This window comes from Flexivirga sp. YIM B11880, from assembly GCF_058148645.1.
Genome location: NZ_JBMAMH010000003.1, coordinates 308391 through 321842 on the forward strand (window position 1 = coordinate 308391; position 13452 = coordinate 321842).

Sequence of the window (13452 nt, forward strand, 5' to 3'; positions counted from 1 at the left end):
ATCTAGGCGAGCACGACCTCGATCCCGGCGGCCTCGAACTCGCGCAGCACCGCCGGGTCCGCGCCGTCGTCGGTGAGCAACATGTCGATGCGGTCGGGCGGGCAGATGGTGCAGAAGGCCCGCTTGCCGAGCTTCATCCCGTCGGCCACCACCACGACGCGTTGCGAGCGGTTGGCCATCTCGCGGTTGATCTCGCCCTCGTCGTCGTGCCGGGTGGCGGCGCCGAACTGCGCCGACACTGCGTCGACCCCGATGAAGAGCAGATCGATGGTCAACGATTCGATCACCGGCCGGGCGAAATGCCCTACCAGCTCGAACGATTGGGGCCGTATGACGCCGCCGATCACGACAACCTTCAACTGCGGCCGGACGGCCAGATCGCTGGCGATGTTGAGCGCGTTGGTGACGACGGTGAGCGAGGTGAGCGCGCCGGTCTCACCCTCGGCGAGATCGGCCCGCGAGGACAGACTGCGCGCCACTTCGGTGGTGGTCGTACCGCCGTTGAAGCCGACCACCGACTGCGGCTCGATCAGCTGCGCCGCCCGGTCGGCGATGCGGCGCTTCTGATCGGACTGCCGGGCGTTCTTGTAGCGCAGCGGCAGGTCGTAGCTGACCGAACCGGCGACCGCGCCGCCGCGGGTCCGCGAGATGAGTTGCTGGTCGGCGAGGTCGTCCAGGTCGCGCCGGGCGGTCGCGGGCGACACCCCGAACTCCGACACGAGTTGGTCGACATCGATGCTGCCGTCCGCGGCGATGCGCTCCAGGATCGCGTTGAACCGCTCATGTTTGCGCACAGCCGCACCCCTTGACGATTGTTGATCCTTGAGCGGAAGTTTGCGTCAAAATGCTGCAGTTGTCGAGTCAGGTCCGCTCAATGCCGGCAGACGCCGCACATGCCGAAGGGGTATGCCGCGAGCAGGCTCACGACATACCCCTTGACGACGGTGGATCAGCGGTCCGTGTCCACGATGTCCACGCGCACGTTCTTCCCGCCGGCCAGCGCCTTGATCACCTCACGCAACGCGGACGCGGTGCGCCCGGAACGCCCGATGACCCGGCCCAGGTCGTCCGGGTGCACCCGGACCTCCAACAGGTCGCCGCGTCGGCCGTTCGCACGTCGCACGGTCACGTCCTCGTCGTGGTCGACGATGCCCTTGACCAGGTGCTCGAGTGCTTCCTCCAGCACGGGGCTCAGCCCTCGGAGGCGGTGTCCGCAGCGGCGGGCGCCTCGTCGGCCTTCGCCGGCTCGGTCTCCTCGGCCTTCGGCTCAGCCTTCTTGCGAGAGGTCGTCGCCGACCCCTTGCCGGCGCCGTCGGAGGCGTTCTGCGCGGCAGCGAGCGCCGCCTCGTAGAGAGCCTTCTTGTCGGCCTTCGGCTCGGCGAGCTTGAGGGTGCCCTCGGCGCCCGGCTCGCCCTTGAACTTCTGCCAGTCACCGGTCACCTTGAGGATCGCGGCGACCTGCTCGGTCGGCTGGGCACCGACGCCCAGCCAGTACTGTGCCCGCTCGGAGTCGACCTTGATCAGGCTCGGCTCTTCCTTCGGGTGGTAGAGCCCGATCTCCTCGATCGCCCGGCCGTCGCGCTTGGTGCGCGAGTCCATGACGACGATGCGGTACTGAGCGTTGCGGATGGCGCCCAGGCGCTTCAAACGAATCTTGACGGCCACGTGTGTGGTCTCCTTCAACATGTTGATGAGCAGCGGCAAGACCGGGGTGGGGACACGCCCGGGGGGCCGTTGCTCGGGGGTAGGCGTGCGCGGCACGAGGTGAGAGGGCCTCACGGGCGCACGGGTACGCCCGTCATTCTGCCAGAGTGCGCGCCCAGGACCGAATCGGCTAGCTCGGGTCGCTGATCTGGCCGAGGAAGAGAGGGGCGCCGGTCGCGGTGTCGTGTATGACGAAGAAGAACGCCCGGTCCACGACGATCTGCTTCGGCATCTGCTGCACCGCGCCGGCCTGGATGCCGACGGCGGTGGCGGCAGCGGCCTCGGTCCCGTGCTGGTCGACCTTCACCACCGACTGATGGGTGACGGAGTTGACCCTGAGCTGACCCGGCCGGCCGGCGATCCCGGAGAGGTCGCACGTCGGGCTGAACAGCTGTCGCACGCCGAGCGACTGCAGGGCGGGCGCCAGCTTGCTGCGGGTGTCGATGTGGAACGGCGGCATCGACAGCGCGACGGAGCCGCTCGTCGTGCTCTTCGTCGCGGCCGGGAGGACCGAGGCGAGCGAGGAGCGCACCGCACCGAAGCGGCCTCTCTCCGGGAGGACGATGGTCATCGCCATCCCCCGGCCGACATACGGGATCGTGACGCTCTGCCAGCCCGCGCCCTGCGCCATGGACATCGCCGAGTGGACATCCATGTAGCCGACCTTGACCTGGCTGCCGTCGGCACTGGTGAAGGCCTGCGGCTGGCCGGGCTTCGAGAAGTCCTTGGCCCAGCCGGCCTTGAGATAGAGCGCGTTGACCAGCTCGAGCCGAGTCGCGGTGGTGACCGAGCCCGCGCCGAGCAGCTGTGGAATCAGTTTGTTGGTGCGCTCGCTCACCCATCCGTTGATCTGCTTCATCGCGCCCGTGGGGTCGTGCTGGTAGTCGACGACGTGCAACTCCGCGCCATACCCGCTGGCCAGCCGCTTCAGATAGTCGCGGTGAACCGGCAGTTGCTTGTCCGGCCACAACGAATTGGCTGCGCGCACGACCGCGGCGTCGCCCGTGCCCTGCTGCTTGCTGGCCGCGACGGCCCGCGCGACCACGGCGTCGATCGCGGTGACGTTGCCGGCCTGCCGCGCCTGGTCCCCACCGAGCAGGTCGGCCAGCTCGGACTCGGTGATGCCGATCGCGCCCGCGTCGGTCATTGCGAGCGCCGCGTAGATCGAATAGGGGCTGATCGATCCGTTCGCGGTGGGCGCGATCTGCGCATCCTTCAGCAGCAGCTTCACGCCGAAGCTGGTCAGGTCGGCGCCTGCCCGAGCCTCCGGGCCGGGCGTCATCCGCGCCGCCTGGACGGCAACCACCCCATCGGAGTTCGGCGCGACCGTGTCCATCGAATTCGACGATGGCGCACCGGTTCTGGTGCTCGATCCCCGACCGGCACCCGAGCCGGAGTCGCAGCCGGCCAATGCCGCGCCCAGCGAGACCAGCGCCAGCGATTGCAAAGCCTGTCGACGATTCATTGGTTACCCCTTCGTGGACGTCTCGGCCTTCCACTCTGCAGGACGCATCGCGCACCCCCGAGGTTGCGTCGGCACGGCCGCCCGAAAATGAAATGACCCCGTCGGTGCCGACGCGTAGCGTGAGAACCAATGACCACCACCGTTACTCGCGCCTCCGGCGGCGCCGTCGGCACGCCTCCGGGCACTTCCCCACACGATCACCGTCGTCAGCTGAACTGGCGGCGACTCGCCGGCATACCCACCGCATTCACCCTCCTCGTGCTCGTCGTCGGCGTGCTCGGTGTGGTCCTCGGCACGGTGGTCGCCGGTCGTCTCGCCGCACATCCGACCAACGCGCTCGTCTGGCTACTGACGCTGTGCGTCGTGGGCGGAGCGCTGCTCGACACCGTCGGGCGTTTCTTCTGGGCGTCGATCATCGATCGCGCCGAGGGCACGCTTCGCGGCGACCTGCTGAACGCCGCACTGCACCAGCCACTCTCGGCCTTGTCGGAGCAAGCGGTCGGTGAGGTCCTGGACCGCGTCGACGACGACACGCACGAGGTCGGCACGCTGCTGCGCCAGCAGGTGTGGCGCCTGCTGCAGACCCTCGTCGCCTTGGTGCCGATGTGGATCATCGCCGGGCTCACCTGGTGGCCTGCCTGGCTGCTCTTCCCCGTCATCGCGTCCGTGACGTTCGCCGTGATCAAGCCCAAACTCGGTGAGCTGGCCCGGCGCAAGGTCGCCGAGGAGATCTCCTGGACCGACCATGCCGCAGCGCTCGAAGAAGGCATCGCCGGTGCCGACGACCTGCGCACCAGCCTCGGCCAGCCCTTCGCGGTCGCCCGGCTCGCCCGGTTGTCCTCGGTGATCCACGAGCGATTCCGCAGCGTGCTGCACCTGGAGTGGCTGCTCACGTTGCGCGCCAGCGTGCTGCTGCACGCCATGCTGGCCGGCGTCGGTGTCATCGGCATCGGCCTCGTCTCCAGCGGCGGCATGTCGGTGGCCGCGGTCGTGACCCTCTTCCTGGTGACGACGACGTTCGTGGGTCAGATCGACATGACCGCCCGTCACCTGCCCGATCTGCAGACCGGCATCGGCGCGGTCATCCGGTTGCGCCAGATGCTGGCCGTGGAGCCGGAGCCCACGGGGGGCGCCGCGCTTCCGCGGACGCCGCTCGACATACGGCTCGACGGACTCCGATTCTCGTATGGCGAGGGCACGTTCGCGCTGCAGGACATCGACCTGCAGGTGTCCGCCGGACACACGGTCGCGCTCGTCGGGCGCACCGGATCGGGCAAGTCGACCCTCGCGTCGCTGTTGTCGCGCGCGGTGGAGCCGCCGCCCGGGATGGTCTTCCTCGGCGGCACCGACGTCACCACGCTCGACCTGGAGCAGCTGCGCTCCGCGGTCGGTGTCGTGACCCAGCGGACCGAGTTGCTGGTCGGCACGCTCGCCGAGAACATCGCGCTGTTCGCCGACATCCCGCGCGCGACGATCGTCGACGCCGTCGCGCGACTCGGCCTCACCGACTGGGTGGACAGCCTGCCCGACGGGCTCGACACCGTGCTCGGACCGAGCGGCACCTCGCTGTCCGCCGGCGAGGAGCAGCTGGTCGCCTTCGCCCGGCTGCTCGTCCGCGATGTGCGCGTCGTCGTGCTCGACGAGGCGACGGCCCGGATGGACCCGCTCACCGAGCGGCGCGTCGTGTCGGCGGCCGAGCATCTGCTCGCCGGCCGCACCGGTGTGCTGGTGGCCCACCGACTGAGCACGATCGCGCGGGCGGAGCAGGTCGCGGTGCTCGACCGAGGCCGGCTCGTGCAGAGCGGTCCCCGGGAGCGCCTCGCCGGCACGGCCGGCCCGTTCCGGTCACTGCTCGAGGCCTCGGCGGCCACCGAACAGGAGTCGACGCCGGAGTCCGCAGGCGCACAGGTCGGCGGCCGACGCCGCACCGGCACTCCCCCGGAGCTGCCCGACCCGGGACACGGTCCGTCCCTCAGCCGCGGCGTCGCGCACGCACTGGCCATCACGCCGCGTTGGGGCCTGATGGCGATCGGCCTGTTCTTCGGCTCGGCCCTGCTCGGTTCACTCGGTGCCGTCACCGGGCTGGTGTGGGGCAACGCCGTGGAAGATCTCAAGGACGGGCGGACCCCGTCGACGCTGGCGATCGTCCTGGTGATCTGTCTGATCGCCGGCCCGTTGATGCTGTCCGAGGCGATCCGCCGCTACCCGCGCTGGTGGGTCGAGGTGCTGCTGCGCACGAGGATGCAGGTGCTGCTCGGTCAGACCCGCGGGCACCGGCTGGTCAAGACGCCCCCCGGTGAGGTGATGGGTCGCGCGCTGGACGCCGACCGTTACGCCCAATACGCCGACCGGTGGGTCGATTTCATCAACGGTCTGCTCATCGCAGTGGTCACCGCCGTCATCGGCGGCACCGTCCTCGCCGGCCTGGTCCTGATCGCGGTCATGCTCGGTGCGGCCATCGCCTCAGCGGGCGGACGCCCGATCGCCGGCCGCTCCGCCGCGAAGGCGTCGGCCACCCGTGCCAACTTCGGCCGGGCGCTGGTCTCGGCACTGGAGTCGGCCCGCACCGTCAAACTGGCCGCCCGCACTCCCGAGGTCCACCGTCACCTGCAGCAGGTCGACAGCGGCCGGGTCGAAGCTGCGGTCTCCGAGCACCGGGTCCGCGCGGTGCTCGACGGCGTGCCGATCGTGCTGGTGCAGGCGGGTGTCGTCGTCGCCTGGGCGGCATACCTGCGCGGTGTGTGGGGTCTCGCGACCGCGATTCTGGTTGCCAATGCGGTGAGCGGCTTCGACTGGTTCGGCCGCGTCGCCGGGTCCGTCGTGACCGAAGCTCCCGGTGCGCGCGCGTGGCAGAAGGCCACCAGCCGGTTCGCCGGCGGCGTCGACCTGGTCAGCATCCCGGAAGGCATCGACCTGGTGGCCGGCACCGCACCGGCACCGCCGGACGTGCCGCGAAATCCATTGCAGGAGCTGGCGGTCCGCGACTTCTCCGCGATCCACGACGACGGCACGATCGGCGTCAGCAATGTCGACCTCACGGTCCGGCGGGGCGAGTTCGTCCTCTTGCTCGGCCAGATCGGCTCGGGGAAGTCCAGTCTGCTCGGCTCGCTGGCCGGCCTGCTGTCGCACAGCGGTTCGCTCACCTGGAACGGCGAACAGGTCACCGACGGGCAGGCATTCCTGCGCCCGGCGTGCGTCGCGCACGTCGCCCAGGTGCCCCGTGTGTTGTCGGGAACGTTCGCCGACAACGTGCAACTCGGCTATCGGTTCCGACCGTTCGACGAGCCGGTCGCGACCGCCCGGCTGACCGAGGATGTCGAGGCGGCCGGCGGTCCCGACGCGGTCATCGGTCACCGGGGTGTGCGGCTGTCCGGCGGACAGGTGCAGCGCCTGGCGCTCGCCCGTGCGCTGGCGACGGACAGTGAGCTGCTGCTCGCGGACGACGTCTCCAGCGCACTGGACGCGACGACCGAGGTCGAGCTGTGGGCGGCGCTCCGGGAGCGGCACAGCACCGTGGTGGGTGCGACCTCGAAGCGGGCGGCGCTGGCGCAGGCCGACCGGGTCGTCGTGCTCATCGACGGCGTCGTCGCCGCGGTGGGGCCCTGGTCGGACCTCGCCGGCGAGTGGGATCACCTGGCCGGCTGACCGGCCTCAGCCGGCGGCCGCCGCGTGCCGCTCCAGGAAGCGGTAGACCTCGGTGTCGTCGACACCGGGGAAGACCCCGGGCGGCATGGCCGCCAGCAGGTGTGAGTGCACCCGCGCCGACGGCCAGGCCTGGCCCGCCCAGCGCTCGGCGAGGCCTGCCGGCGGCTGGTTGCAGCAGCTCGGGTCGGGGCAGCGCGACACCGCGCGCTCGGTGGTCTCCCTGCCCCGCATCCACTTCACGTGGTGGTAAGGCACCCCGACGTTGACCGCGAAGAGGCCATCGCGGGTGCGGTCGACGACGGCGGTGCACCAGTAGGTGCCGGAGCGGGTGTCGGTGTANTCGGGGCAGCGCGACACCGCGCGCTCGGTGGTCTCCCTGCCCCGCATCCACTTCACGTGGTGGTAAGGCACCCCGACGTTGACCGCGAAGAGGCCATCGCGGGTGCGGTCGACGACGGCGGTGCACCAGTAGGTGCCGGAGCGGGTGTCGGTGTAGGCCTGGTAGGCCTGGGACAGATCAGGCTGCTCGAACACCCGGCGCGCCGTCCACGAGCGACATACCCGCTGGCCCTCGATCGCGCCGGTCGGGTCGGTCGGGAACTGCACGCCGTCGTTCTCGTAGGCCTTGTAGACCACCCCGTCCTGGCTGATCCGCATGAAGTGCACCGGGATGTCGAGGTGATGGGTGGCCAGGTTGGTGAAGCGGTGCGCTGCCGTCTCGTAGGACACGGCGTAGGCGTCGCGCAGGTCCTCGATCGCGATGTCCTTCTGGGCCTTGGCGCGTCGCAGGAAGTCGACGGTCTCGCTCTCCGGCATCAGCAGCGCCGCGGCGAAGTAGTTGATCTCGACACGCTGCGACAGGAACTCGGCGTAGTCGGCGGGTGGCTGGTGACCGAGCACCAGGTGGCCGACGGCATGCAGCGCCAGCGAGCGTGAATCGTGTTGTCCTGCTTCGGGTTGCGGGAGGTAGATGCGCTTGTTCTGCAGATCGGTGACGGTGCGCGTCGACCCCGGCAGGTCGGAGGTGTGCACCAGCTTGTAACCCAGTTGTGCGGCGATCCGGTCCACGGCCGCCCGACTGATCGGTCCGCCGGGGTGATGGATGGCCCCGAGCAGTTTGCCCGCTTCTGCCTCGATCTCGCCGAAGTAGTTGTCGGCGGCGCGCATCCGCTCGCGCAGCTCGGCATTGGCCCGACGAGCGTGCTCGGGCGTTGCCGCGCTGTCCGCGCGCGCGGCAGCCATGGCCTCGTGCATCCCGACGAGCGCCTCGAGCGCCTCGGTCGGCAGGCGAGGACTCACCTTCACCCGCGGCAGGCCGAGGCTCTCGTATGACGGGAGGCGTTGCGCGCGTTCCAGGCGGATCTCCAGCGCGGCACGGCGACTCGGCGGCGCCGTCGACAGCAACTCGGCGAGCGAGGTGGACAGCTCCTGCGCGAGTGCGGAGATCACCGACAAGCGCGGCTCTCGCTTGCCGTTCTCGATGAGGGACAGCGCCGAGGTCGACATACCGACCGCCGCCGCAACGTCCCCCAGGGTGCGTCCGGCCTCCTGCCGCACGTGGCGGACCCGGCGGCCCACCGTCAGCGCGTCCGGTGCGTTGACCGGCTCCTTCACCGTCTCCTTCGAGCCGGGGCTGGTGAGCCGGCCGCGATCCGTCTCCCGTGTGTCGTGCATCATAGGCGCTCGGTTTTTGACACGGGCGGTCGAGGTGGAAGGCGAGGAAACTCGGGGCATGTGGGCACACTATCGTAAAAAGCGCGATTCTTTATCCGAAACCTGGTGTCGATTCCGCCGTCGGCTGCCCCAGAGTTGTGTCAGTCGAACGCACCGCACGTCCGGAAAGGACCAGGGAGTCATCATGAGCAGCCAGCAGCAGCCGAGCACCACCGAGCAGGAGACCGCTCTGCAGAACGAGTGGCACAGCAACCCCCGGTGGGCCGGTGTCACGCGTGACTACACCGCCGGGGACGTCATCCGGCTGCGCGGCACGGTGCAGGAGGAACACACGCTCGCCCGCCGCGGCGCCGAGCAGCTGTGGGACAAGCTGCACTCGGAGGACTTCATCAACGCGCTCGGCGCGCTGACCGGCAACCAGGCCGTCCAGCAGGTGAAGGCCGGCCTCAAGGCGGTCTACCTCTCCGGGTGGCAGGTGGCCGGAGACGCCAACCTCGCCGGGCAGACCTACCCCGACCAGTCGCTCTACCCGGCCAACTCGGTGCCGGCCGTCGTCCGACGCATCAACAACGCGCTGCTGCGGGCCGACCAGATCGAGTTCGCCGAGGGCATCAAGACCGTCGACGAGTGGCTGGTCCCGATCGTCGCGGACGCCGAGGCCGGCTTCGGTGGTCCGCTCAACGCCTTCGAGCTGATGAAGTCGATGATCGCCTCTGGTGCCGCCGGTGTGCACTGGGAGGACCAGCTGGCCTCCGAGAAGAAGTGTGGCCACCTCGGTGGCAAGGTGCTGATCCCGACCCAGCAGCACGTCCGCACCCTCAACGCGGCGCGGCTCGCAGCCGACGTCTGTGGGGTCCCGTCGGTCGTCATCGCGCGCACCGACGCCGAGGCGGCGACCCTGCTGACGGCCGACGTCGACGAGCGGGACCGTGAGTTCCTGACCGGTGAGCGCACCGGCGAGGGCTTCTACAAGGTGCGCAACGGCATCGAGCCGTGCATCGCCCGCGCCAAGGCGTATGCCGAGTACGCCGACCTGATCTGGATGGAGACCGGCACCCCGGACCTGGAGCTGGCCAAGAAGTTCGCGGACGCGGTGCACGAGGACTACCCAGACCAGATGCTGGCCTACAACTGCAGCCCGTCGTTCAACTGGAAGAAGCACCTGGACGACGACACCATCGCGAAGTTCCAGCGCGAGCTGGGCGCGATGGGCTACAAGTTCCAGTTCATCACGCTGGCCGGATTCCACACGCTCAACCACTCCATGTTCGACCTCGCCCACGGCTACGCCAAGGAGCAGATGAAGGCGTATGTCGAGGTCCAGGAGCGCGAATTCGCAAGTGAGGCACAGGGCTACACCGCCACCAAGCACCAGCGCGAGGTCGGCACCGGCTACTTCGACCTGGTCTCGACGGCTCTGAACCCGGACAGCGCCACCACCGCGCTCAAGGGCTCGACCGAGGCCGCGCAGTTCTGACCTTTCACCCCCGACTACCCGGGTCTGCGTGGTCACCTGGCTCCGGCCACGCAGACCCGGGTCACTAAACCCCAGGCAATTCGCAACCCGGAAAGGAACACCTGTCATGTGTGAAACGCACGGCACACCAGTGGTGCACGGCACCATGCACCCGCGCTTCGAGCAGATTGTGACCCCGGAAGCACTTGCCTTCGTAGCCACTCTGGACGGCGCCTTCGCCGGCCGACGGGCCGAGCTGCTCGCCGAACGGCGGCGGCGCGCCAAGGAGATCGACGCCGGCGCGGACCTCGACTTCCTGCCCGAAACGGCCTCCATCCGCGCCGACCCCACGTGGAAGGTCGCCGCACCGGCACCCGGCCTGCGTGACCGCCGTTGCGAGCTGGTCGCCCCGGCCACTCCGAACACCGCTGCGCACGCGATGAATTCGGGCGCCTCGACCTGGCTCGCGGACCTCGAGGACGGTGTCGCGCCGTCCTGGCAGAACATCATCGACGGCCAGATCACGTTGTATGACGCGATCCGCGGCGAGCTGCGCTACCAGTCGTCCGACGGGTCGACGCTGACCACCGAAGGCGACGGCCCGACGATCATCATGCGACCGCGCGGCTGGCACCTGTGCGAGAAGCACATCACGATCGACGGTCGGCCGATCTCGGCGTCGCTCTTCGACTTCGGGCTCTACTTCTTCCACAACGCCACCCAGCTGATCGACAACGGCGTCGGGCCCTACTTCTACCTGCCCAAGATCGAGTCGCACCTCGAAGCACGCCTGTGGAACGACGTCTTCGTGCTGGCACAGCGGACGCTCGGCATACCGCAGGGGACGATCCGTGCAACCGTGCTCATCGAGACGCTGCCGGCGGCGTTCGAGATGGACGAGATCCTCTACGAACTGCGTTCGCACTGCAGCGGTTTGGCCGAAGGACGCTGGGATTACGTCTTCAGTTATGTGCGGACCTTCGCGCATCGCGGCGATGAGTTCGTGCTGCCGGACCGCGACAAGATCACCATGACCACGCCGTTCCTGCGCGCGTTCACCCAGTTGCTGATCGCCACCTCCCACAAGCGGTGGGCGTACGCCATCAGCGGGCCCGCGGCGGTCAACCCGACCGGTCATGACGAGGAGTCACGCCACCGCGCACTTGCCAAGGTCACCGCAGAAAAGCAGCGGGAGGCGACGGCGGGCTTCGACGGCTCGTGGGTCGCGCACCCCGCGGTCGTGGAGACCTGCCTCGCGGCATACCGGAACGTGCTCGGCGACCGGACAGACCAGCGTGCACTGCGGCAGGCGGTCGCGGTGAACGCACGCGACCTGACCTCGCTCGAGGGCATTCAGCAGACCATCAGTCTGAACGGTGTCCGGCGCAGCGTGTCGGTGTCGCTGCGCTACCTGGCCTCCTGGGTCGGCGGCAAGGGTGCGATCACCATCGACAACCTGATGGAAGACGCTGCGACCGTTGAGATCTCACGCGCTCAGTTGTGGCAGTGGCTGCATCACGAGTCGCAGCTCGCGGAGGGCCCGCAGGTCACCCGTGACCTGCTCGAGCGGGTCATCGACGAGGAGATGACGAAGCTGACGCGCGGTCAGGACGACGTGACGGCGGCCCGTTTCGAAGCGGCGCGCGAGGTGCTGAACTTCGTCGCCCTGAGCGACTACCTGCCCGGCTTCTTCACCAACTATGCCTACGTGCGTTATCTCACCGAGCACGCGCTGCGGATGAAGCCGACCAGCCCGGAGGACCTGCGCCAGTCGGAGAAGGTCGACAGCGGCCAGGCGGACGCCGAGCCTGCCGCCTGACACTGGGCCACGGCCGCCCGCCGGCATGTGGGAATCTTGGGCACATGAGCCGCCGCATGCCGAGTGAGACCGCGCCCCAGGACCGCATCTGGATGGCGTTCCCGTCGCAGGGCTACACGCTGGGTGACACCCCGGCCGACGCCGACGAGGCGCGGTCGACGTGGGCGGCCGTGGCGCATGCGGTGCTGGAGTTCGAGCCGGTGACGATGGTCGTCGACCCGGCGGACGTCGAGGTCGCCCGTCGCTACCTGTCCGCCGAGGTCGAGATCGTGCAGACCCCGCTCGACGACGCCTGGATGCGCGACATCGGCCCGACCTTCGTGTATGACGACGGCGCTCTCGCCGGGGTGGACTGGACCTTCAACGGCTGGGGTGGGCAGGACTGGGCGACCTGGGACCACGACGCGAAGGTTGCGTCATACGTCTTGGAGCAGGCCGGTGTCCCACGAATCGAGTCGTCGATCGTCAACGAGGGCGGCGGTTTTCACGTCGACGGCGAAGGCACCGTGCTCGTCACGGAGACTGTCCAGCTCGATCCGGGACGCAATCCGGAGGCGACCAAGGCGGACATCGAGGCGGAGGTGGCACGCACCATCGGCGCGACCCATGTGGTCTGGTTGCCGCGCGGTCTCACCCGCGACTCACAGCGCTTCGGCACCCGCGGTCATGTCGACATCGTCGCGGCGATCCCCTCCCCCGGCGTGCTGCTGCTGCACGACCAGCGCAACCCGGCACACCCGGATCAGGCGGTCATGCAGGAGATCGAGCAGGCGCTGAAGGAGACGACGGACGCGGCCGGTCGCAGCTGGGACATCCGTAAGGTGCCGGCACCGGCGGTCCTCGAGGACGAGGAAGGGCCGGTCGACTACAGCTACCTCAACCACCTGGTCGTCAATGGCGGGGTTGTCGCGTGCTCCTTCGACGATGCGCACGACGCGGAGGCGGTGGCGGTGCTGGCCGAGGCGTATCCGGGGCGGAAGGTCGTCACCGTCGACGCGCGACCGCTCTTCGCACGCGGCGGCGGGGTTCACTGCATCACCCAGCAGCAGCCGTCGGTGCCGCAGGTCTGATCGGCCTCAGTCTTCGTCGTGCCGTCGTTTCTCGTCGTCGCGGCGACGGAGGTGGTGGGCGAAGACCACGTCCATCATGGTGCGTTCGGGATATGAGGTTGTCGGTGGTGGGTGGCCTGGTGGGGCGGGTGGTCGGCTGATCAGGGTGAATCCGCCGGTGCGGGTGATGGTTTGTCCGGCGTGCCCGGTGAGGTCGTAGTCGGGGTGTTCCTTGACGTGGTTGCACGGTTCGCACAACCCTTGCCCGTTGCGTTCACTGGTTTCGCCGCCGCCCGCGTGGGGTTCGATGTGGTCGGTGTGCCGGATCGGGGCGGAGCACCAGGGGGTGCGGCAGGTCTGGTCGCGGAACAGGATCAGCCGGGCGAGCAGGCCGGGGTAGCGGCGGGCGCGGGAGTCCATGCCGACGATGTCGCCGGTCCCGGGATGAGCGAACAGCCGCCGCAGCACCGGGCCGGTCGGGTCGCCGGCGGTGATCCAGTCGCGGACCAGGTCGGCCGGCACCGGCCCGTAGCCGGGTGCGTGGGCCGGGGTGTCACCGAAGAGAGTGTCAAAGCCCATCAGCAGGTTCACGCACACCCCGAGCGGGTCCTGGGTACGGGCGCGGCCGGTCACGCGCTCG

The 13452-nt window shown here is 69.3% G+C and carries 10 protein-coding genes; 4 read left to right on the forward strand and 6 right to left on the reverse strand.

The window, feature by feature from the left end:
* Positions 1-2: 2 nt before the first annotated feature.
* From ACN8HC_RS07530 to ACN8HC_RS07545, 4 genes are all read right to left on the reverse strand, one after another.
* Positions 3-794 carry a DeoR/GlpR family DNA-binding transcription regulator gene (locus ACN8HC_RS07530; RefSeq protein WP_490074200.1) on the reverse strand — a complete coding sequence of 264 codons (792 nt, stop codon included), beginning with the start codon at positions 792-794 and terminating at the stop codon, positions 3-5.
* 155 nt (positions 795-949) lie between these two features.
* Positions 950-1186: an RNA-binding protein gene (locus ACN8HC_RS07535; protein ID WP_490074201.1), complete on the reverse strand. Its 237-nt coding sequence runs from the start codon at positions 1184-1186 to the stop codon at positions 950-952.
* 5 nt (positions 1187-1191) lie between these two features.
* Positions 1192-1665: a 30S ribosomal protein S16 gene (gene rpsP, locus ACN8HC_RS07540; RefSeq protein ID WP_490074202.1), complete on the reverse strand. Its 474-nt coding sequence runs from the start codon at positions 1663-1665 to the stop codon at positions 1192-1194.
* Positions 1666-1834: 169 nt separating this feature from the next.
* The gene (locus ACN8HC_RS07545; RefSeq protein ID WP_490074203.1) at positions 1835-3169 is read right to left on the reverse strand and encodes a serpin family protein; all 1335 of its coding nucleotides are present in this window, start codon (positions 3167-3169) and stop codon (positions 1835-1837) included.
* 129 nt (positions 3170-3298) lie between these two features.
* On the opposite strand from ACN8HC_RS07545, the gene ACN8HC_RS07550 reads away from it, so the two are divergent.
* The gene (locus ACN8HC_RS07550) at positions 3299-6814 is read left to right on the forward strand and encodes an ATP-binding cassette domain-containing protein (protein ID WP_490074204.1); all 3516 of its coding nucleotides are present in this window, start codon (positions 3299-3301) and stop codon (positions 6812-6814) included.
* Positions 6815-6820: 6 nt separating this feature from the next.
* Here the strand turns inward: ACN8HC_RS07550 and ACN8HC_RS07555 are convergent, their stop codons facing one another.
* On the reverse strand, positions 6821-8491 hold the full coding sequence (locus tag ACN8HC_RS07555) for a helix-turn-helix domain-containing protein (protein WP_490074205.1): 1671 nt from the start codon (positions 8489-8491) through the stop codon (positions 6821-6823).
* A 181-nt stretch (positions 8492-8672) separates the two neighbouring features.
* On the opposite strand from ACN8HC_RS07555, the gene aceA reads away from it, so the two are divergent.
* From aceA to ACN8HC_RS07570, 3 genes are all read left to right on the forward strand, one after another.
* Positions 8673-9965, forward strand: a complete 1293-nt coding sequence (aceA, locus tag ACN8HC_RS07560) for an isocitrate lyase (RefSeq protein WP_490074206.1) — start codon at positions 8673-8675, stop codon at positions 9963-9965.
* Positions 9966-10071: 106 nt separating this feature from the next.
* Complete coding sequence (gene aceB, locus ACN8HC_RS07565; protein WP_490074207.1) at positions 10072-11763, forward strand: malate synthase A; 1692 nt, start codon at positions 10072-10074, stop codon at positions 11761-11763.
* Between the two features lie 56 nt (positions 11764-11819).
* Positions 11820-12833: an agmatine deiminase family protein gene (locus ACN8HC_RS07570; protein ID WP_490074208.1), complete on the forward strand. Its 1014-nt coding sequence runs from the start codon at positions 11820-11822 to the stop codon at positions 12831-12833.
* Between the two features lie 6 nt (positions 12834-12839).
* On the opposite strand, the gene ACN8HC_RS07575 is transcribed toward ACN8HC_RS07570, so the two are convergent.
* A partial coding sequence (locus tag ACN8HC_RS07575) for an HNH endonuclease (RefSeq protein ID WP_490074209.1) occupies positions 12840-13452 on the reverse strand: 613 nt, incomplete at its 5' end.

What these genes read in the sequence shown, in the direction of transcription:
- ACN8HC_RS07545 (WP_490074203.1), bottom strand. Translation starts at nt 3,169, where the DNA reads ATGAATCGTCGACAGGCTTTGCAATCGCTGGCGCTGGTCTCGCTGGGC.
- ACN8HC_RS07550 (WP_490074204.1), top strand. Translation starts at nt 3,299, where the DNA reads ATGACCACCACCGTTACTCGCGCCTCCGGCGGCGCCGTCGGCACGCCT.
- aceA (WP_490074206.1), top strand. Translation starts at nt 8,673, where the DNA reads ATGAGCAGCCAGCAGCAGCCGAGCACCACCGAGCAGGAGACCGCTCTG.
- aceB (WP_490074207.1), top strand. Translation starts at nt 10,072, where the DNA reads ATGTGTGAAACGCACGGCACACCAGTGGTGCACGGCACCATGCACCCG.
- ACN8HC_RS07570 (WP_490074208.1), top strand. Translation starts at nt 11,820, where the DNA reads ATGCCGAGTGAGACCGCGCCCCAGGACCGCATCTGGATGGCGTTCCCG.